The 22416-nt window shown below is 60.3% G+C and carries 11 protein-coding genes and 2 pseudogenes; 9 read left to right on the top strand and 4 right to left on the bottom strand.

The features are described from left to right. Positions 1–75: 75 nt before the first annotated feature. The 3 genes from F6R97_RS26550 to F6R97_RS26540 are packed head-to-tail and all read left to right on the top strand — an operon-like array spanning position 76 to position 14709. A complete protein-coding gene (locus F6R97_RS26550) occupies positions 76–9180 on the top strand; it encodes a non-ribosomal peptide synthetase (protein WP_315867351.1) in 9105 nt (3034 codons plus the stop codon). A 52-nt stretch (positions 9181–9232) separates the two neighbouring features. Beyond that, positions 9233–13069, top strand: coding sequence for an amino acid adenylation domain-containing protein (locus F6R97_RS26545; protein ID WP_315867350.1), 3837 nt, complete (start codon positions 9233–9235; stop codon positions 13067–13069). Beyond that, positions 13066–14709 (top strand): cyclic peptide export ABC transporter, encoded by a 1644-nt coding sequence (locus F6R97_RS26540; RefSeq protein WP_038980128.1) that lies wholly within the window; start codon positions 13066–13068, stop codon positions 14707–14709. Before F6R97_RS26545 ends, F6R97_RS26540 begins: the two co-directional genes overlap by 4 nt. Positions 14710–14823: 114 nt before the next feature. Here the strand turns inward: F6R97_RS26540 and fhuF are convergent, their stop codons facing one another. After that, positions 14824–15513 carry a siderophore-iron reductase FhuF gene (fhuF, locus tag F6R97_RS26535; RefSeq protein WP_315867349.1) on the bottom strand — a complete coding sequence of 230 codons (690 nt, stop codon included), beginning with the start codon at positions 15511–15513 and terminating at the stop codon, positions 14824–14826. A gap of 196 nt (positions 15514–15709) precedes the next feature. Here fhuF and F6R97_RS26530 point away from each other — a divergent pair, with 196 nt between their 5' ends. Then, positions 15710–17413: an ABC transporter ATP-binding protein/permease gene (locus tag F6R97_RS26530; RefSeq protein WP_315867348.1), complete on the top strand. Its 1704-nt coding sequence runs from the start codon at positions 15710–15712 to the stop codon at positions 17411–17413. Between the two features lie 44 nt (positions 17414–17457). On the opposite strand, the gene F6R97_RS26525 is transcribed toward F6R97_RS26530, so the two are convergent. Together F6R97_RS26525 and F6R97_RS26520 are read right to left on the bottom strand one after the other, a co-directional pair. Further along, positions 17458–17622, bottom strand: a complete 165-nt coding sequence (locus F6R97_RS26525; protein ID WP_082157835.1) for a KGG domain-containing protein — start codon at positions 17620–17622, stop codon at positions 17458–17460. A gap of 86 nt (positions 17623–17708) precedes the next feature. Beyond that, the gene (locus F6R97_RS26520) at positions 17709–17906 is read right to left on the bottom strand and encodes a hypothetical protein (protein WP_053078284.1); all 198 of its coding nucleotides are present in this window, start codon (positions 17904–17906) and stop codon (positions 17709–17711) included. 1241 nt (positions 17907–19147) lie between these two features. On the opposite strand from F6R97_RS26520, the gene F6R97_RS26515 reads away from it, so the two are divergent. After that, positions 19148–19531 (top strand): aegerolysin family protein, encoded by a 384-nt coding sequence (locus tag F6R97_RS26515; protein WP_048395098.1) that lies wholly within the window; start codon positions 19148–19150, stop codon positions 19529–19531. Positions 19532–19640: 109 nt separating this feature from the next. Here F6R97_RS26515 and F6R97_RS26510 read toward each other — a convergent pair. Then, positions 19641–19757: pseudogene (locus F6R97_RS26510) on the bottom strand (lysis protein); the annotation flags it as partial. Between the two features lie 705 nt (positions 19758–20462). Here F6R97_RS26510 and F6R97_RS26505 point away from each other — a divergent pair. From F6R97_RS26505 to F6R97_RS26490, 4 genes and pseudogenes are all read left to right on the top strand, one after another. Then, complete coding sequence (locus tag F6R97_RS26505; RefSeq protein ID WP_082157836.1) at positions 20463–20765, top strand: hypothetical protein; 303 nt, start codon at positions 20463–20465, stop codon at positions 20763–20765. Positions 20766–20786: 21 nt separating this feature from the next. Next, positions 20787–21277 (top strand): annotated as a pseudogene (locus F6R97_RS26500) (PAAR domain-containing protein). A 133-nt stretch (positions 21278–21410) separates the two neighbouring features. Beyond that, positions 21411–22130 carry a hypothetical protein gene (locus F6R97_RS26495; protein WP_197679455.1) on the top strand — a complete coding sequence of 240 codons (720 nt, stop codon included), beginning with the start codon at positions 21411–21413 and terminating at the stop codon, positions 22128–22130. Positions 22131–22185: 55 nt separating this feature from the next. After that, positions 22186–22410: a hypothetical protein gene (locus F6R97_RS26490; protein WP_231983800.1), complete on the top strand. Its 225-nt coding sequence runs from the start codon at positions 22186–22188 to the stop codon at positions 22408–22410. Positions 22411–22416 lie beyond the last annotated feature (6 nt).

Here is a 22416-nt window from a genome sequence, read left to right as displayed (position 1 = left end):
ACCTGTATTTGACTTCGGAGTGCGCCGTTCGCGGCGCACGTGCCTCCTCGTTTTTCTGGATTGAACACTGCTGCCATGCATGACCAAATCGAAAACATCTATTCGCTGACGCCCCTGCAAAAAGGCCTGCTGTACCACGAGGCCTATGCGCCCGAGTCCCGGGTTTACTACCAGCAAATGAGCATCGGACTGGCCGGGGACCTCGACCTCGATGCGTTCCGTCAGGCCTGGCTGGCCTTGATGCAACGCCATGCAGTGTTGCGCACAGCGTTTCTCTGGGAAGAGCTGGACGACGCCTACCAGGTGATCCTCAAGGAAGTCGATCTGCCGCTGCGGGAAGTCGATTTGCGCGGTAACCCGCAAGGGCTGACGGCATTGGCGGCGGAAGATCACGCACAGGCTTTCGAGCTGGGCGCGGCACCGTTGATGCGTTTGACCCTGGCGCGACTGGACGATCAAAACGCTCAAGCGCACTGGTCGCTGGTGTGGACCCACCATCACCTGTTGCTCGACGGCTGGAGCGTCGGTTCGCTGCTGGCGGACTGGCGTGATCTGTACCGCGCGGCACGACGCGGGCAAAGCGCGGCGCTGGAAACGGTACGTCCTTTTCAGGATTACGTGGCTTATCTCAGCGAGCGCCCCTCGGCCGATGAATTCTGGCGCAGTCGTCTGGCGGACTTCGCCAACACTACCCGCGTACCCGAGTCGGACCCCCGCGGCCTGCTCGCCGACCCGGTGGAGGCACACCTGCCCTGCACCGAGCATCAACTGATGCTGGATGCCGCAACAACCGCTCGCCTGACCGGCTTCGCCCGGGACAACAACCTGACCGTCAACACCTTGCTGCAAGCGGCTTACGCTTATCTGCTGGGCCGCCATAATGGCAGCGACGAAGCCCTGATCGGCGTCACCGTGGCCGGGCGTCCGCAGCGCCTGAGCGGCGTCGAGCGCATGGTCGGTCTGTTCATCAACACCTTGCCGTTGCGGATACGCTGGGACGATGCGCCGACCGTTGGCCAATGGCTCGCGGGCATCCAGGACTGGAACGCCGAAATGCGCGAGCACGAACACACACCACTGGCCAGTCTGCGGGCATTGACCGCGCTGCCGCCTGGTGGTGAGTTGTTCGAAGCGATCATGGTATTCGAAAACTTCCCGTTCCCCCGGGAGCTTGATCAGATCGACGACGGTCTCGTCGGGTTGCCGGATGCCGAACACTCCGCGCCTTTGCGCCACACCGGTGGACGCAACAACTATCCGATGTCGCTGATCGCCTCGATGGAAAGCGAACGCTTGCAGCTGCATCTGGTGCATCAGCGCAAACGCTTGTCCGATGCCGCGGGTGCGCGCCTGCTGCAGCAATTGGTGGCGCTGCTCGAGGAACTGGGCCGCGACGCCAATCGGCCACTGGCCGACGTGCCGCTGTGCCCGGAGCAGGAACTGAGCCTGACCCGCACCTGGGGCAATGGTGCAACCCTCGAACTGCCTGACGCTCCGCTGCATGACCTGATCGCCGACCAGGCCCGACGCCATCCCGAGCGTGAAGCCGTGCGTGACGCCAACGGCGTGCTGAGCTATGGCGAACTACTTGAAGCCTCGACTGGACTGGCCAGTGTCTTGCGCCAACGCGGTCTGCAACAAGGTGACCGCGTCGCGCTGGCCTTGCCCCGTTGCAACGACGCAGTGGTCTCGCTGCTGGCGGTGATGCAGGCCGGCGGTTGCTTCCTGCCGCTGGACCTGGGCCAACCGGCCTCGCGCCTGAGTGCGCTGATGATCAGTGCCGACGTGGACTTCATCATTGGTGTGCCGACGTTCGATACCGCTTCCGCTCAGGTCGTCGACGCATCAGCCCGCGCCACCGGCATCGACCTGCCAGCGGTGAATCAACAGGCCTGCGCCTATGTGATTTATACGTCCGGCTCCACCGGTACGCCGAAAGGCGTGCGCCTGTCCCATCGCGCCATCGTCGCGTATGTCAGTGGCATACTCGCCGAGCTGGGTTGCGCCCAGGCTGAACAACCCTGGCGCCATGCATTGCTGTCGACCCTGGCGGCGGACCTCGGTTACACCCAGTTGTTCGGTGCGCTGGTCAGCGGTGGCAGCCTGCTGCTAGTGGACGACGACACCCGTGCCGACCCGAACGCCTTGGCGCAGTGTTTTGCCGAATTCATCCCCGATCTGGTAAAGCTCACCCCCAACCATCTGCACGGCTTGCTCGCCGCTCACCCCGACGCCAGCCTGCTGCCACGCCATGCTTTGTTGCTCGGTGGCGAAGCACTGCAAGGTGCGTTGCTGGACACCATCCGAGCGCTGCGTCCGGAACTCGCGGTTTACAACCACTACGGCCCGACCGAAAGTGCCGTGGGCATTTGCCTGTCACGTATCGATCAACCACTGGCCGGTGTGCAACCGCTGGGCCATCCGCAGTCGAACCGGCAACTACGGGTTCTCGATAGCCACGGTCACGCTGTGCCTGTCGGGATGCCGGGTGAGCTGTGGGTCGGCGGTGAAGGCCTGGCCATCGACTACCTCGGCGATCCGGCGCAAACCGGCGCGCGTTTCATGGCCGTTGCCGACCTGCCCCGCGCCTACCGCACCGGCGATCGCGTGCGCTGGCTGGAATCCGGCGAACTGGCGTTCCTGGGACGCGTCGACAACCAGATCAAACTGCGCGGCTATCGCATTGAGCTGGGCGAAGTCGAAGCCCAGATCAAACGCCTCTCGAACAACATCGAGCAAGTGCTGGCTCGCGTGGTACAGCCAGCCAACGAAACACCGCGCCTGATTGCCTGGCTGGTCGCCAGCACGTCTCTCTCCACCGACAAACTGCGCTCCGACCTGGCCCTTCGGGTTCCGGATTACATGGTGCCGGCAGACTTCATTGCCCTCGACGCGATCCCGCTCAATGCCAACGGCAAGCCGGACATCGCAAGCCTGCCATTGCCCGATGCCCCGACCAGTCAAGACAACTACGAGGCCCCGCGAGATGCGGTGGAAATCGCCTTCGCCGAGATCTGGCAGGATGTGTTGCGGGTCGAACGCGTCGGTATTCACGACAACTTCTTCGCCCTGGGCGGCGATTCGATTCTCAACCTGCAGATCATCGCTCGCGCCCACCAACGCGGCATGAAGCTGACGCCCAAGCAGTTGTTCGAAAACCGCACCATCGCCGAAATTTCTGCGGTGATCAGCCAAGGGGCGAACTACAGCCGTGATACGTCCAGCGCCGTGCGCCATGTGCCGCTGACACCGGGTCAGCACGCTCGGCTCGAAGCCGGCCCACTGACGGCGGACTGGCGCTGCGTGGCCATGAATGCACCGATCAGCGTCGAGGTGTTGAACCGCGCCGTGTTAGCCCTGCAACAGCAACACCGTGCGCTGCAACTGGGTCTGGTCCGACAGGCTGACGGCACTTGGGCACAGACCCTGCCCGCCACACCTAAACCGGTCAGCGCCAGCCGTCAGCCACTGAAGCTCGACGACTCGAACGCATTGGCCGAACTGGCCGAAACCACCCTGGCCACGCTGGATCACGCGGCAGGCGAAGGCTGGCACGCGTGCCTCTCGGAACACGGCGACGCCGTGCTGTTGGTCACCCATGCACTGCGTCTGGATGCGGTCTCCTGGGCCTTACTGATGACTGACCTGGCGCTGGCTGTGGCTCAAGCGCAATACGATCGTGCGATCGAATTGCCGCGTCACGGCGGCAATCTGGATGAATGGGCCGAGCATCAGAACAACTACGCCGCCGATGAAGACGGGTTGGAATCGGCCTGGGAATACTGGCTGCAATACGCCGGTGAAACCCTGCCGTCCGCCCCGCAACCGGGTGACATAGCCACTGAAAGCCGCGTGCAAATTCCGGCACCACTCAGTGCTCGCCTGAGCCTGCTGCAACGACGTAGTCATGCGCCCTGGGCGTCGCTGGTGGCCACGGCAGTCGCCGCGGAACTGGCACATCAAAGTGCTGAGCAAGGCGTCTGGCTGACACTGGATCGCGGCCGCTGCGAGCGCGCACGCTTGCCGCTCACCAGTCCCCTGAGCCATACCGACTTCAACCCGGCCACGGTAGTCGGTGCGCTGAGCCACGCCGTTCCTCTGCGCCTGACCGTGACACCGACCGCCAGCGCCGCACAGTTGCTCGCACAGATCGACGCGCAACTGGCCGCTGCACCGCACGCGGGTGACGACTACGGCGTGCTGCGTTACCTGACCAACAACGACTACTTGCACGAACCACTGCTGAGCCTGCCGCAGCCGACCGTGCGTATCGTCATGGCTGGCGAATGGCTGGCCCACGAGGGCCCTTTGGGCGAAGTCATCGCCCGCAGCTCGCAGATCGATTCCACCGGACTGACCCTGACCGTCAGCCTGCAACATGGCCATCTGCAGATCGATTGCCGTGGCCCGGGAGCCGAGCGCTGGGCCGAGGCGCTGGAACAACGTCTGAACCTGCTGGCTGCCGATGCCGAGCAAGCCGTTCCAGGAGCCCATGCATTCGCGCTGTGCCGCGCCGCCGGACACGACCTCACGGCCCTGGGTGCGAACTTCGACTGGGCCGGTATCGATGACTTGCTGCCCCTGTCGCCAATGCAGGAAGGCATGCTGCTGCACACCTTGCTGCGTCCGAACAGCGGCATTTATTTGATGCAGCAACGTTATCGCTGGGACGGCGAACTGGACCGCAGCGCCATCGAATACGCCTGGGCGCAACAACTGGCCCGACACCCGATGCTGCGCACCGGCTTCTGGTGGCAGGACGGCAAGGCCGCGCTGCAATGCGTCTACCACGAGACCGACCCGGCGTTCGCCTGGTACGACTGGCGTGGCCTCGACGAAGCGGCTCGCCAGCGCCAACTGGACGCGGTGCTGGACGCCGAATGTCGTCAGGGTTTCGACATGCGCCGCCCGCCCCTGACGTTCCTTCGGGTGTTCCAGGTGGCCGATCAGGAATTCCTGATCGTGCGCAGCTTCCATCACATTCTGACCGATGCCTGGTGCTTCGGTCTGTTGATGGCCGACCTGTTCGCCCACTACCAGGCACGGGTACTCGGTCAGCCCGTGGCCCGCCCGTTACTGCCATCGTTCAGCAACTACATCCATTGGCTGCAATGCCAGGACAGCTCCATCACCGAGCAATTCTGGACTCGCGAACTGGCCGGTTTCAGCGCGCCGACGCCGCTGGTGGTCGATCGCCCGGCAGTCACCGAGCAAGCGGTCGAAGCGGTGGCCAACCTTGACGTCACTCTGTCGATTGCCGACACCCGCGCACTGACCGCCTTGTGCCAACAGCACTCACTCACGCCCAACACCTGGATTCAGGGTGCCTGGGCGTTGCTGTTGTCGCGCTACAGCGGCAGCGATGACGTACTGTTCGGCGTCACGGTGTCGGGACGTCCGACCGATCTGCCAGGTGTGGAAGACATCGTCGGGCTGTTCATCAACAGCCTGCCGCTGCGGGTCAAGGTTGACGACTCACAATGCGTGGTGCCATGGCTGCAAGCCCTGTTCGCGCACAACTTCGAATTGCGTGCCTACGAACATGCGCCGCTGGTGGACATTCAGCGCTGGAGTGAGATCGAGCATGGCCGGTCGCTGTTCGACAGTCTGGTGGTGTTCGAAAACGCCCCTTTCGACGCAGGTCTGTCGGACCGTCAGGTGGACTTCAACGTCGACATCTATGAAGACCGCGTCCACACCAACTACCCGATGACCGTGGTGCTTTACCCGGGTGATCGTCTGGGCATTCGCCTGACCTACGATGCCGCGCGTTTCGACACCGACACTGTGCAGCGCATGCTCGGCCACCTGCGTCAGTTGCTGACGCAAATGGTCGCTCAACCTGATGCACAACTGGCCTCGCTGTCGCTGTTGACGCCGGACGAACGCCAGACCCTGCTGGTGGACTGGAACCGCAGTGAACTCGACTTCCCGCTGGATCAAACCTACGCCGAGCTGTTCGCCCGGCAAGTGGCAGCACATCCGCAACGCATCGCTGCCGTGTGTGGCGCCGACAGCCTGAGCTACGCCGAGCTGGATCAGCGCTCGAACCGCCTGGCCCGCGCCCTGATCGAAACCGGCGCGGGTCGTGACACCCTGGTGGCCCTGGCCGGCGAACGCGGCCTGCCGCTGCTGAGCATGATGGTCGGGGTACTCAAGGCTGGCGCAGCCTACTTGCCGTTGGACATCAAGCATCCGCCACAGCGCCTGAGCGAGATTCTCGAACTGTCCGGAGCGAAGATTCTGTTGACCAGCGACAGCGCTGATTCGGTCATCGACCCGGCATTGGCCGCCTGCACCGCGACACCCCGACGCCTGCGCACCGAAGTCCTGTGGCTGGCGGGCGACGCAGCACCATTGGACGTCGCGGGCAGCCCTGACGACTTGGCCTACGTGATCTTCACCTCGGGTTCCACCGGCACGCCCAAAGGCGCGATGGTCGAGCAACGGGGCATGCTCAACAATATCTTCGGCAAGGTACCGACGCTGGGTCTGTCAAGCGCGGACCGGATTGCCCAGACCGCCTCTCCGGCGTTCGACATTTCGGTCTGGCAATTTCTCGCCGCACCCATCCTTGGCGCCACCGTGCATATCCTGCCGGACGTGATTGCCCATGATCCCGAGCGCCTGCTGGAAGCGCTGGAGAACGAACAACTGTCGGTGCTCGAAGCCGTGCCGACGATGATCCGCGCCCTGCTCGACCTCGCCCGCACCGACACGCAACTGTCGGCACTGCGCTGGTTGCTGCCGACCGGCGAAGCCCTGCCACCGGCGCTGGCCCAGGCCTGGTTGAGCCGCTTTGCCCATGTGCCGTTGATGAATGCCTATGGCCCAGCGGAGTGCTCGGACGACGTGGCTTTCCATCCGCTGACCCGTGTGACGAGCGAAGGTGGCAATGCGATGCCGATTGGCCGGCCCACCGCCAACAACCATCTGTATCTGGTAGACGCGGCACTGCGTCCGGTGCCGGTGGGCGTACCGGGGGAAATTTGCGTCGGTGGCGTCGGCGTCGGTCGTGGTTACCTGAACGATCTGGAAAAAACCCGGGCCGCGTTCGTCCCGCACCCGTTCGAACCCGGTGCCCGTTTCTACCGCACCGGTGACCTGGGGCGCTGGCGTGCAGACGGGGTGATCGAGTTCCTCGGTCGCCGCGACCAGCAGGTGAAAATTCGTGGTCACCGCATCGAACTGGGAGAAATCGAAGATCACCTCGGTCGTCATCCCGCCGTGCAAGCAGTGGCCGTGATCGTCAACGCCGACCAGCGTGGCGACCTGCAACTGGTTGTGTACTGGACCGGTGACGACACGCCGGTGGCCGTGCTGCGCGAATGGCTTGCCCAACGCCTGCCGTCGTACATGGTGCCGGCCCATTGGCAACCGCTGGAGGCACTGCCGCTGAACGCCAACGGCAAGGTCGATCGCAAGCTGCTGACCGCTCGCCCACTGGACAACAGCGATCCGAGTCTTCAACGACCGCTGAGTACCGACATCGAACTGCAATTGGGCGCGATCTGGGCACAGATTCTCAACGTGGCCGCCATTGGCGCCGACGACAACTTCTTTGCCCTTGGCGGACACTCGTTGCTGGCAACACTGGTGGTCTCGCGGATTCGCAGCCAGCTCGCGGTGGACCTGCCGCTGCGGGCGGTATTCGATCACCCGGTACTGGAAAACCTGGCACGCGCCATCGACAGAGCTCGCTTGCAGACGGCCCCACTGGCGCTCCCTGCCATTACCCGGGTAGAACGTTCGCTACCGCTGCCGCTGTCGTTTGCCCAACAACGTCTATGGTTCCTGGAACAACTGAACCCTGGCTCCAGCGGTTTCAACATTCCCTTCGCCCTGACCCTGAGCGGGGCACTGAATGTCGAAGCCCTGCGCCTGGCATTCGAACAATTGATCGCGCGCCATGAAGTGCTGCGCAGCACCGTGCACAGCGATCATGGTGAGCCCTGGCAGCGAATCGAGCCGGCGCAGACGTTTGCCTTGCCGATCAGCGATCTGCAACAGGTTTCGGCGCAGGAACAGGAGCCGGCCATCCAGTTGCAATTGGACGAGGTTTTCGGCCAACCGTTCGACCTGACCCAAGCGCCGTTGATTCGTGCACGATTGCTGCAACTGGACGCGCAGACCCACGTGCTGGCCATCGCCATGCACCACATTGCCGTGGACGCCTGGTCCATTGCGCAACTGGTGGATCAACTGGCCACGGACTACGTCGGCTTTGGCACGGCGACTGCCCGCATCGAAACCCCGGCCCTGCAATACGCCGATTTCGCCGTGTGGCAACGCACCCACCTGCCGGGCCCGGTCTGGCAGCAACAACTGGCCTATTGGCGCCAGCAGTTGCAAGCCAGCCCGGCTCCGCTGTTATTACCGGGCGCCCAGACCCGCGAGCATGGCGGTTGTGCACGTCATCGCAGTCGCCTGCCCGCATCGCTGGCCCGGGCCATCGGCGAGCTGGCGACGGCCCGCGAGGCTTCGCCGTTCATGCTGCTGCACAGTGCACTGAACGTATTGCTGCATCAGCAGACCGGGCGCGAAGACCTGCTGGTGGGCACCGACATCGCCAACCGTCATCAACAACAGACCGAAGACATGGTCGGCTTCTTCGTCAATCAGTTGGTGCTGCGTTGCCGCGTGACGCCCGAGCAGACATTTAATGAGCTGCTGAGCGATGCCCGACGTGTGGCGCTGGATGCCTTCGCCCATCAGGACTTGCCGTTCGACGCCCTGGTGGCCGACCTGCTGCCGCAGCGGGACGCACGCTACACGCCGTTCTTCCAGGTCAAATTGGTGGTGCAGAACACCCGTCAACAGGACCTGCATTTGCCAGGCCTGGCGATCAGCGAGCGAGAACTGGAGCCTCAGGCTTCGGATGTGGACCTGCTGATCAACATCGTGGATGACGGCGAAGGTCTGCTGGTGGTGTACGACTACAACACCGGGCGTTACGCCAGTGCCTACATCGAACTGCTCGACAGCTTGTTCATCTGTCTGCTGGAACAGCTAGTGCTGGACGCTGACACCCGCGTCGCCCAGTTGCTGCAACCACTCAATCAACTGCAACAGACCCGTCGCGAACAGGCTCAAGCCACGCTGCGTGACGCCGGCAACGCGCGTCAGAGCACCTTGGGCCAGGCCCGTCGCCGTAGCGTCGTGAAGGATGCCGAACAATGATTGTCATCGGCCAATCGACGCTCATGTCCCACTTTTCTGTACAGGTCTCAGCATGACTCAGACTCACGAAAACACGCCATTGGAAGGCTTTGAACTGTCGCCGCAGCAAGCTCACCTGTGGCGCCTGCAACAAACTCGCCTGGCCCCGACAGCGCAGCGGGCCACGCTGCGCATTCGCAGCGAACAGCCCCTCGACGGCGCACGGTTGAACCATAGTTTACGGGCGCTGATGCAACGCCACGAGATTCTGCGCACCCGTTACCAGCAACTGCCGGGGCTGTCGTTGCCGATGCAGGTGATCGACGATTCGATCGCTGATTTGCAGGCATTGGGGATCGAGCTACAACTGGACGTCGATGGCAGATCAGCAACGCTTCATTTGCCAGCGCTGCATCTGGACAGCACCAGCCTGGGTTACCTCGGCGAAGAGTGGGCCCAGGGCTACTTGCAAGCGGCGTCTGAGGAACCGCCGCTGCAGTACGCCGACTACGCCGCCTGGCGTCTGGAGTCGGTGGACGACGAACAGAGCCGGCGGTTCTGGGATGAGCAGTTCAGTGCGGTGGTCGTGGATCTGCCGTTGCCCTGGCAGCACCAGAACACGGCGCCATCCGGGCCTATCGAAACGGACCGGGTGCAACTGCCACTCGACGATGCAACCCTGCAACGCCTCGATCAGCAAGCGGCCAACCTCGGCGTCACCAGCGGCATTCTTATCCTCGCCACCTGGGTAACCCTGTGGCAACGCTACAGTGAAGCCGAACGACTGACACTGGCCTACGAACACCAGGCACGTCCGGACGTATTGGGCGATGCCCTCGGGCTGTTCTCCGAACCGTTGCCACTGAGCCTCGACACCGCGCCCGAGCTGTCGTTTGCCGCACTGTGCCAGCAACTGACCGAGCGCGTTGGCCTGCTCAACGATGCCCGGGACAGCTATCCAAGCCACTTGAGCAACGTGCCATCGTTATCGGGCGTGGGCTTTCGCGAACTCTCGGTGGCGCCGCACAGTGCCCTGAACGATGCCGGTTGGCAGATCGAACAGGCTGACAGTGTCAGTGCAGGCTGCGCCTTGCTGTTGCAGTATCAACCGCGCTCGGCCAGCACTTTGTCGCTGCATTTTGACGCCACGCTCTACACGCCAGGCCATGTTGAAATTCTCACGGGGCAACTGCTGAGCCTGATCGAACACAGCCTGCGTGAACCCTCCACCAGCCTGAACCGACTGGCGACCTGCAGCGCCGCCGAGCAACAATGGGTGACCGGCACATTGGCCACTTCGCCAATTCTGAGCCCCGCGCAAGAACAGCTTTATGCGGCCACGTTCGCACTGCCCAACCTGGCCGCCTGCTTCTCCAAGGGATCGGCCACCAACGCCGGACGCCCGGCGGTAACCGGCCCGAGCGGCACCTTGAGCCATGCCGAGCTGGATCTACGTGTCAGTGCCCTGACCCGGCAACTGCTCGCCCAAGGCCTGGAACCCGGTGCGCGGATCGCGCATTTCCTGCCGCGGGACATCGATGCGGTGGTGGCGCTGGTCGCAATTCTGCGCGCCGGTGCCTGCTACGTACCGATCGATCCGGCCTACCCCACCGAGCGCATCGAACATATTCTTCGCGATAGCCAGGCACGGCTGGTGCTGACCCACCGCGCTCGCGTGCAAGACCTGCCGGCGGACTGGCAACCGAGTGCGCTGGCGATTGATCAAACCATGCCGGCGGTGCCGCTACGGGATGAGCCTGAGGTCTCACGGGATCAGCCGGCCTACCTGATTTACACCTCGGGCAGTACCGGGCAGCCCAAGGGTGTGGTCATCAGCCATGCCAACGCCCTGCATTCCCTGGCGGCGCGGCTGGCGGGATATCCACAACCGGTGGAACGCTTCCTGTTGCTGTCGTCGTTCGCCTTCGACAGCTCCATCGCCGGGCTGTTCTGGAGCCTGGCCCAAGGCGGTTGCCTGCACCTGGCCAGCGAAACCGAACAGAAAGATCCGCTGCAACTGGCGCGGTTGATCCGCAGCCACGGCGTGTCGCACCTGTTGGCGCTGCCTTCGCTTTACGCATTGTTGCTGGACGAACTGGGCGACAGCCCGAGCCCGCTGAACACCGCGATTGTCGCCGGCGAAAGCTGCCCGCCCGCCCTGGTGGACAACCACTATCGCCGCCAGCCCGGCGCGCAGCTATACAACGAATACGGTCCGACGGAAGCCTCGGTATGGAGCACCGTCGCCCTTTGCCAGCCTGATCAGGACGCGGGTTCCGTACCCATCGGTCGCGCCATCGCCCACACCCGGGTGTACCTGCTCGACAGTGACGGTGCACCCGTGGCCCGAGGACTCAAAGGTGAAATTCACCTTGCCGGACCAGGATTGTCCGAAGGTTATCTGGGCCTGCCGCAGATGACCGCCGAAAAATTCGTCCGGGCCAGTCATCCCTCTCTCGACGGCCAACGGCTGTACCGCACCGGCGATTTCGCCTGGCAGGATCTGGACGGGCAACTGGTGTTCCTCGGACGTACTGACTCGCAGATAAAACTGCGCGGTTACCGCATCGAGCTGGGAGAAATCGAAACCGCGCTGTGCAGCGTCAGCGGCGCCAAACTGGCGGTGGTCTTGCTGGACACCACCCAAGCCGAACCGAGCTTGCGTGCTTTCGTTGAGTCGTCCACTCAGCTTCAGTCCAGTGCCGTGCGCGAATCTTTGGCGGCGCTGTTGCCGGCGCACATGATCCCTGCCGACATCCAGTGGCTGGCGCAACTACCACGCACCGCCAACGGCAAGGTCGATCATCGCGCCTTGCTGGCCCGAGTGCCGAACCGCAGCCTCGCGGCTTACGCGACGCCCGAAGGTCATGTCGAACAGGTGCTCGCAGCGGTATGGCAGGAGCTGCTGGAAGCCGAAGTGATCGGTCGCCACGACGACTTTTTCGCCCTCGGTGGCCATTCGTTGCTGGTGGTGCGCATGACCGCAAGGCTGCGTGCCATGCTCGGTATTGAAGTGCCGGTCAACGTCATCTTCCAGCACCCGACGCTGATCCAGCTCGCCGAGCAGATCACCGAGCCGCACAATCGCTCAGCCGTCATTACCTTGCAGGCCGGCGAAGCGGGACAGACGCCGTTGTTCTGTTTGCATCAGCCTGCGGGCGGGGTGCATCACTATGTGCCAATGGTCGCCGGGCTGGCGAAGGAGATGCCGGTGTATGGCATTCCGCTGCCCGAGTCGTTGCGCAGCCAAGACCTGATGGCGCTGGCCAGCGAGTACCTGCCACAGATCCGGCAGATTCAGGCTCAAGGCCCGTATCACCTGGGCGGTTGGTCCATGGGCGGATTGCTCGCGCTGGAGCTGACCCGGCAACTGGAAGCGCAAGGGCAAAGGGTCGAATGGCTGGGGTTGTTTGACAGCACCTTCCACGCCGAAGACGAGACGCTGGCGTGGGATGCACTTTACTCCTTCGTGCAGCAAGAGCTGAGCAGCGACAGTCGCCAGCGACTGGCCGCGCTCGCCCCGGAATGTCTGACGGAACTGCGCACGACCACCGCCGGGCTGGGTCAAGTGGAGCAATTGCGTTTCGCCTTGCTGCAATGGTCGACTGCCAACGGCCTGAGCCTCAACGCACCGCACGCCTACGTCGAGCAGACCTTGAATGTGATGGCCGACGCGCGTCGTTGGGTCAACGGCTACTCAGTGCCCGCCGTGCGTGCCACCCTGCACCTGTGGTGGGCCGAACAGACCCTCGTCGAGCGCCCGACCTTACCTGCGCAGTGGGACGCGATCAGCCAGCGAACCTGTCATTATCAGGTCGCCGCCGATCACGAGACGATTCTCGGACAGTCCGCCTTCCATGAACAACTCAACAAGTCGCTGGCCGTGGCCTCGACGGAAACCGTCGCATGAACCTGATTCTCTATCTCTACCGCCAATCGGCACGCCTGCTGGCGCTGGCCTCCATCACCGGTGCACTGGGCGGTCTGGCCAGTGCGGGGCTGGTGATTCTGATCAATCGCGGGCTGGCCAACCCCCAGCAACTGCCAGAACTGGCCCTGGGGTTTTTCGGGCTGTGCGTCGGCATGCTGCTGAGCAAACTCTGCTCGGAACTGTCGCTGCTGCACCTGACTCAAAGCGCAATTTTCCAGATGCGCATCGACCTGTCGCGCAAGCTGCTCGCCACCCCACTCAAACGCCTGCAAGGCATGGGCAAACACCGTTTGCTGGTGATCCTCACCGAAGACGTGCACACCTTTACCGCTGCGTTCGAGTGGGTGCCGCTGCTGTTCGTCAACGCTGTGGTGACCTTGGCGTGCTTTGCCTATCTGGCCTGGCTGTCGTGGTCGTTGCTGGCGATTCTGGCGTTGTTTTTGTTGGTCGGGTTGGTGGCGTTTCACCTGGCCGAACGCGGGCCATTGAGCCATCTGGAACGGGTGCGGCAGCAAAAGGACGTGCTCTATCAGCACTTTCGCAGCCTGATCGAAGGCAGCAAGGAACTGCAGCTGAACAACGCCCGTGGTGAAGCCTTCGTCGAGCGGGTCATCCGTCCGGGGGCCGACGAGTTTCGCGTGCGTTTTCTGCGCGGCATGGCCGGATATTCGGTGGTGGCCAACCTCGGCACCCTGCTGTTTTACCTCAACCTGGGCGTGCTGTTGTTCATCGTGCCGTTCTGGCTGCCGCAGCCGATCACGGTGCTGACCAGTTTCACCATCACCCTGCTGTACCTGGTGCGGCCGATTTCCGATCTGATGATTGCCCTGCCGTCGCTGCGTCAGGCCAGTATCGCCCTGAACCGTATTCGCCAACTGGACGCCGAACTGAGCACCGAAGCCCAGGCCGCCGCGCCGGTCGGTAACCTGTTCGCCAGTGAGGGCCCGATGCGCCTGTTGCTCAACGGGGTGTGCCACCGCTATCCCGGTGAACACGAGGATCATCCCTTCATGCTCGGCCCGGTGGACCTGACGTTGGAACAGGGCGAACTGGTGTTCGTGGTGGGAGGCAACGGCAGTGGCAAAACCACGCTGTCGATGCTGCTGCTCGGACTGTATGCGCCGGAAACTGGCTGCGTCGTGCTCAACGGCGTGGAGGTGGACGACGACAATCGCGAGCAATACCGCCAGCACTTCGCCGCCGTATTCGCCGACTTCCACCTGTTCGAGCATTTGCTGGGTGACGAGGGACCGGACGCCGAGCACCGCACCGCCGAAGCGACGCGTTATGTAAAGGCCTTGGGGCTGGGGCATAAAGTCAACATCGTCGACGACCGCTTTTCCACCGTGGATCTGTCCACGGGTCAACGCAAGCGACTGGCGCTGGTGTCGGCGTACCTGGACGACAAGCCGTTTTATCTGTTCGACGAGTGGGCCGCCGACCAGGATCCGACCTTCAAGCGGGTGTTCTACATGGAGCTGTTGCCGGAGTTGAAAGCCCGGGGCAAGACCGTGATCGTGATCACTCACGACGACGCTTACTTCCAACAGGCCGACCGGGTATTGAAAGTCGAGAACGGCCGCCTGACTCAGGTCCAGGCCGACGCAGCTTATGCCTGATCGGAGGCCGTGATGTCAGCGCCCGGCACCCGCGGACAGTTGTCGCGGTATGGGCGCGCATCACCCAGTTGATGGTGCAGGCAGCACACCTTGCGCATAGGACGGTGCCGTCGCTCAACCGTCCTGATAGATGTAGTGCAGGTAGCTCACCTGTTCTTCCACAGGCAGGCGATGCAGCTTGGGGCATGACTCGCAGAGCACTGGCGGCTCGCCTTCGACCGGTTCATGCAACTGGTAATGCAGGCAGCAATGTCGGCGCAACGCAAGGCGGGGACAAACCTGCGGCGCAGGTGACTCGACCATGCGTTGCAGGCCCCGCAACCTCAGGCGCCCGTCGTTCACTGTGACCTGCTCCAGCCACTGGTGCGCCTCGGCGAATCCGTCCCTGGACAAGTCGGCATCCATTCTCGCGAAGGCGCCATCCCAGAAGGCTACCAGGTTGCCCCACAATATTTTCGGCGCCAGGCCACCGGCGGCGGCCAAGGTGGTGAAAAGCGGTGCCAGGTGCTCGTGGATCAATCGGGACCAGTAAGCTGCACGTTGTTCGTGTGTCAGCGCCGGTAATTGAGCGGGCAACCCCAGCGCCTCGGGTTGACCCTGAGCATGCAACAGCACAGCCTCCTCGCCCCAGAAGTCGACCGCGCCATGACGCGTAAGGACGCAGGCCAGGGTGGCCGGCAGAAGGATACCCAGATAGTTCATCGACCACTGCGAGACCACAGCCGCACGATTCACCCCCGGATACTGCAGGGCGAACCGGGTCAGCAGCGGTTGCAGCACGGCGGGGTCGGCAAGCTGGCTCAAGGCGGTGGAAGGCTGATCACCAGGTTCATGCCGGATCAGCCGCTGTATCGACGGCCATGCCTGGTTCAGCCATTCTGGAAATTCGATAATGCCCCCGTGGCTTTCCCTAATTAATGCAAACGATTAGCATTGGCCGATCCTATCCTCCCTCCCCTGCAAACTCAACGTCGCTAGCGACCGGGCTCATCAAGACCACATGCACACACTCCGCAATTTCTGGCGTCTCGCGCGGCCTTTCTGGGCATCCGAGGAGAAGTACCCGGCTCTGTTGCTGCTTTTGGCCACCGTGCTCATGACCCTGTGCCTGGTGGGGATCAACATCCTCACCAACTTCTGGAACCTGCATTTCTATAACGCATTGCAGGCCTTGGATTACGCAGGCTTTCTGCTCGGCAGCCTGCAGTTCATCCTGCTGCAGATCGGTATGGCCGCCTTCACCGTGGGCGCGTTCCATTTTCAGCAGAAGCTGACGATACGCTGGCGTCGCTGGGCCACCCGGAACATGCTCGATCAATGGCTGGCCAGCCAGCGTTACCAGAAGCTGAAACTGACCGAGACGGAGGTCGATAACCCCGATCAGCGGATCGCCGAGGACATCGACCTCTTTATCATCAAGTCGCTCAAGTTGAGTCTGGGGCTGTTGACATCGGTGGTGTCGCTGTTTTCCTTCCTGCATATCCTCTGGCAGGCCTCCAGCCTCGTCAGCGTGCCATTCAACGATCAGTCGCTGGTCATCCCGGGGTTGCTGGTGTGGGTGGCTCTGGTGTACGCGATATTAGGCACCGGCGTCGCGTTTTGGCTGGGGCGTGCGCTGCCAAGTCTCAACTTCATGCAACAGCGGCGCGAAGCAGATTTCCGTTTCTCGCTCATCCGCCTGCGGGAAAACGCCGACTCGGTCGCCCAGTACCGGGGAGAAGCCCTGGAAAACGCACGTTTCAATCAGCGCCTGGAAGCGGCACTGGAGAACTTCTGGGCGCTGGTAAAAAAACAGAAGCTGATCATGGGCTACTCGACCTTCTATTTGAACAGCGCCACGGTCATTCCAATGTTCATCATGGCGCCTAAGTTCTTCGCGGGCGCATTTCCCCTTGGCCGCCTGACCCAGATAAGCGCAGCCTTCGGCGAGGTGCACGCGGCCATCGCCTACCTGGTGAGCGTGTTTCCAGAGCTGTCCGAGTGGAAATCAGTGATCGACCGGTTGATCGGTTTCCAGGAGCGACTGGATAACGTTGAGGTCCAGTCGAAGGTCAGACTCGGACAACAGACCAGCGGCCTCGATATCAAGGATCTGGACATCTGGCTGCCGAACGGCCGGCAATTGTTCAAAGGTTTCAACCTTTCACTTGAGCCCGGCGACAGTCTTTTGATCAGCGCGCCGTCCGGCTACGGCAAATCGACACTGATTCGCACGATCACGGGGCTTTGGCATCATGCTTCTGGTTCCACCTGTTATGACCGTGAGCGTGCTCTGACACTTTCGCAAAAACCTTACCTGCCGCTGGGCAGCCTGCGCGAGGCGCTCTGGTATCCCAACCCTCCCCAACGCGAAGAAGATGCCGCTCTGAGCCTGGCCATGCAGCAAGTCGGACTGCACCACTTGAGCGATCAATTGGATGAGGAACGAGACTGGTCGCAGACCCTCAGCGTCGGCGAACTGCAACGCTGTGCGTTCGTCCGGGCACTGCTGGCCCGCCCCACGGTCCTGTTTCTCGACGAGAGCAGTTCGGCACTGGACTCGGCGAACGAGGCGCGCTGCTATCAATTGCTCAAACAGACGCTACCGGAAACGATCCTGATCAGCGTCGGACACAATGCGTCGCTGGAGCGCTTCCATTGGCAAGTCCTGGAACTGCAAAGCGAGGCTCAGTGGGTGCATCGAAAGGTGAAGCAACCTGTATGAGTTCGCGCGGACTTCGGGTGCCGGGTTCAGGTCGAGCTGACGTATCATCGTTCGCCCCGCGTCCCTCCATGGCTATGCTGCCCACCGATTCGAGCTTTCTCGGCCTTGTCAGTTGCCACGTTGGCATTTGATTCCCCTTTGCGTCCGGCCTCTTTAACTTTTTGAGGGTCGTCGGAAAATCCGTGACGCGGATTCTGTCGTTTGGTCATGGCTAATCTCCTTCAAAGTAAAAACTTGTCACCTTCGTTGGATCAGCACGGCTAACTCTCGTCTCCGTTGGTACGACCAACGGGGTTTAATGGGGGTAACCGGGCATACCGCGGGCATCTTCCGGTGTCTGGATATTGCCCGCAGAGTCACTTTTCTGATGCCTGGCTGTCGTCCCTTCGGGCTCTTCGTCGCGACCGGCAGTGGCCTGAATGCAGCCATCATCAGTCGGATTGCCCGGATCGTTCACGGGCAGATTTTCAATGCTGGTTGGATGGGACCTCATGGGAGTCTCCAATTCAGGGAGATTGGTCTACTTTGGAATGGCCCGTGGCATCCAAGTGCAGGGTAAAAGACGAATGGCGCCACCCCATGCAACAACCAGCGGACAACACTCTTCAACAACGTTGTGGTACACGCTCAGTACCGGCTAAGCGCTAGATCGAATATCACGCAGCTAAGAAAAGGTTTGTGGGGGTAAATGTGGGATGTTTTTCAGACATGAAAAAGCCCAACCTGGGAGTACCCGGTCACCTTGACCACCACCATGTCAAGGTGACCACGATCAACATTTAATTTACCCTCGAGGCGGCCGTGATGGAGCTTTCCAACTGGGTCGAACAACGCGGCTCGCGTCGAGTGTCCTGCTCACGGTTATCAAGGGCAGGCTTTACATCCTCCAGCGCCGCCCATGGTTGGACGTTTGCACCGAACATCGTGCACGTTGGGGAATGGAAATTGCGTTGATCTATCTACCTCTTGCTGCATCCCGCCGCAGCGCTTGCACCACACGGCTCCATTCAAAATGGACCAGCTCTGATGCCAGGCAAGGATCTTATCCAGAGTCGTCACTCTGCTGATACCTGTACAAAACATGTACAAAATATACTAGACCATGGGTTCTTGCCTTCAAGACCAGCCGGAAGAGAATGGCGGGTGGGGTCTGAAGCAAATGAGTAGGGTTATACAACCAACAAGCTCGGTTGCTCATAAGCGCATCGCACCGCTTATATCCGCTACCCGTTGCTTGACTTTTAAAGATCGCCGTCCTAGCCTCTCTTAGGATTAAACAAAACCATAACAAATGTGGTTAATTTAGCTTTAAGGGATAGATTCAGTCGTCACTCCTAATGGAATAAGGAGTTCATCAAATTGCCCATCAACGCCAAGAATTTAACCGTATATTCATCAAAAACATACGATGACTTTCTAACTGCGCGCGATCAACTGATCATGCGTAAGTACATTTTTAATCAGCACAAGCTGAAATCAAGAACAAGTACCTCAACTGAAAACAGGACACCACGCCCCTTCCTGGCAACAAATCACAGTCAAACAAGACCACTAAGTAGTTCGACACACTTACTGGCGAATATTTAAAATATCATGCCTGAACAGGGCATCAACAACAAACAAAATCTATAACAAAGGAGTAATCGCATACAACCAGACATATAAAACAGCTGGAGCAAAACCCAAACTAACTACTGCAGACGCAATGTTAATTTAATAAAAGGAATTATACCAATGGCTAAAAGAAGCGTTGATGTTTATTTTGAAAACTACCTCGACTCCACCTTGAGTCTAACTCAAAATTCTCTGAAGTTAGATCATGGGGAATGGGATACTTATCCTCCGCAGAAGATATTGAAGCCGAGCTCTAATGTGTCCGGCAAAGGCTATTGGAAGACAGAGTCGGACGGGTTCGCTACGGGCACGGAGGCACTTTGCTCCTACGCTTTTTATGATTTTGTCACTGAGGAAATTTGCAATATAAATATCCACTGGGACGACCCATACGTGGGGTCTAATTCGTATGAAATCACGACCGATAGCGATAACGTTAAAGTTTCATATAGTGGTGGAGACGGCGATAACGCTACTGTGACCTTCAGGGCAGAAAAAAGATAACATAACGGAGCGGGGCCTTAGTTGATCAGATAGCCGCCGAGAAAATCTCGAGCGGCTATTTCAAAACTAAATTTTAGAAAGTCGATCTCGTGATACTGCTCGCTGTAACTCATGGACCTGGAGCCGCCACCTCCTGCACGTACACCTGGCACGCCGCCGGCCTGATCAGCCCCCGGTCACCGTCGTCGGTGATACCGACAATTCGTTGAGCATGCGCTGGGTCAAGGTGACCCCAAAACCAGCAATTGATATATAAAGAAAAACAGGTCATTTAAAGGAGGTACAAAACCGCCACATCACCCTATAAGAATAAATAACTTAGCGTTGGATATTCTTACAGTAGTTCACCCTTTCTCCGGCGTTCTGCCAACCGAACACAATCCCCCCGCACCACCGCAGGTGAACTTGCGTCTGAAAGGATCATCCACACCATGTAATCGATGGTCATTGACCGGTTGCCAACCTGAATGCTGTAAAGATTGTTGAACGCGACTTCTGCCTGGGGCATTCTTCGCGACGCAAATTTACATGGACGGTAACATTTGATGCGCCCTGCACCTATGGATGTGCCTATCCCCTGCGCCTGCACGCTCGATACCTCGCTTCATCCCAGCGGCCTGAAAACCTCATTACGCCTTTATGGGCTCGTTCGCATCGTCGGTTTCTGCGACACATTTGCGAGCACACCGGTTGAAATTCTTTGCGCGACGTCCGGCAAAGGCAAGGCGATTCGGGCCTTCGTTTCAAGGCTGGACGCTGAGTTGGTTGCCAGGTCGATGCCTGACTCAGGCTATCGTGTCGTACCGCTGGCACAATTCGACCCTACTGGATTTATCCAGCAACACCAGGGTTGGCTGACCGTCCACATCACCTGCGGTTTTGCCTCACAGTGCGGCACGTTACGACTTGCAAATGGCGACTTGCCACAAGCTTGGGCTGGTTTATCCATGCCCAGACGGGCCCCTGGAGCCCGGGGCGTTTCATCCACTGGGGCGAAGAAGTCGCCGAGATATTGCTCAGTACCTACCGCAGCGTCGGCATGCCCAATTACAACGCCTGGCTCAACCAGCTTGATGGCTATTCCATTCAGGCCATGGACAGCTGCGTCGAAATCGCCTGGCAGGCGTTATTGGCTTGCCGTCCCATGCGCGAAAACCACCGAGCACTGTTCAACCCTAGGGATGAGTGCTGGCGCTTTTCCGACTCGCCCATCGACCATTATTACCCCACTTGAAACCTTGAAAAGGAACTTCCCATGAGTGGCAAACCTGCTGCCCGAGTTACAGATCCCACCAATTGTCCGCTTCCGGGACATGGCACGAATCCGATTGCCAGTGGCTCCCCCAATGTGAATTTCGACGGCCTTGCCGCCGCTCGCATGACCGATAAATCCGCAGCCCGATCACCGGTGCCGTCAGCTCTACGGTTCTCATCAATGGGCTGAATGCCGCTACTCAAGGCAGTTCAGGTGGCCACGGAAACGTGGTTATAGGTGGATCCGGCACGGTCATTATTGGCGACACCTTCGTACCAGCCCCCTTCAGCGGCCTTCTGCCGATGCCAGTGCATTTCAGCGACAAGTTCAGACTAGTTGACCAAGACTCGTGCGAGCCTCTACCCAATCTTAATTACGCCATCCAGCGCGCTGACGGCAGCATGGAACACGGTGTAAGTGATCCGATGGGGTATACGCATGTAGTGAGTTCGCACCTGTCCGAAACAATCAAACTGTTTCTGGAGGACTAAGGCATGGCAGCAGATGCCCTTCATACAACCGACTGCACACAATCTTCCCCAGACCAAAGAACAAGTTTCATTATTTCTGTTTGCCCAGAGGGGCAGACAGTGAGCGTCAAAATCTATATTGGTGACTTTCATCATGGCTGAAGTGGTTAGCAAGAATGGCAGGAAAATGTCTCCCGTAGCCACAAGAGCGGTGACGCCCGTCAAAGACTCCACCCCAAAAACTGTATCGCTGGACGCAAAGAAACAGGTAAGACGGGCCGAGAATGAGGAGTATTTGAAGAATAAGAACGTGAAGGCATTTTTGGTTGCCATTGCCGAATCTGAAGGCGGTAGCTACCACGCGAAATATGGTTATGGCTGGGCACCGGGTTTTAAAACTGGAAAATGGACTTTCACTGATGAGTCCACCCATCCGGGGGCAGGTCACGGCGGAAAAACTACGGCATCGGGCATGTATCAAATTACCATTGCCACTTGGCGCGAGTATGCCGAAAAGATGGGACTCACCGACTTTACGCCTAATACGCAAGACCTTATCGCGGTCGACATTCTGCGCACCCTCGGTGTGATCGACAAGATCAAGGCCGGCGACATCCCGGGAGCAATGCCGAGGCGGCAACGAGGTGGGCAGCACTCCCCGAAGGGCCTGGTAAGAAAAATCATTATCCGCCGCAACCGTATGCCGAGTATCCAAAGTTTTTGGAGAGCTACAAATCGGCTGGAGGGACTGTCAAATGAAGTTTTCAATCCTCGCGCTCGTCGCACTTTATTGCATTGGCACCAGCACAGCGTTTGCCGATGGCTCACAGGCGACAAGCGACAGGCGCGGGCCGGCAGGCATCGCCGTCGGTGAGCCCTTGGTCGCGGCCAGGGCCAAGCTGATCAAACAAGGATGGAAGCCGACGCGGATGCATACCTCCGACGGCTATGAATATAGTGGCGTGGAGCGGGAGCTGGCTGCACACAAGTTCTTCGAGGTCGATGTCTGCTCTTTTGATAGTTCGCGTTGCATCTTGTTCTACTCAAAGAGCGGCACCTGCCTGCGCGTCGACACCATTGGGGAACAACTCAATGACATGACGGTTACGCGATGGACCGATGAGTGTCCTGACGCGCCTCCAAAAACCAAGTAAGCGCGG

This window comes from Pseudomonas sp. JV414 (assembly GCF_032424305.1).
GTDB classification, from domain to species: Bacteria; Pseudomonadota; Gammaproteobacteria; order Pseudomonadales; family Pseudomonadaceae; genus Aquipseudomonas; species Aquipseudomonas lini.
The sequence above is the reverse complement of the archived record's forward strand: the minus strand, read 5'-3'. Positions and strand labels throughout refer to the sequence as shown.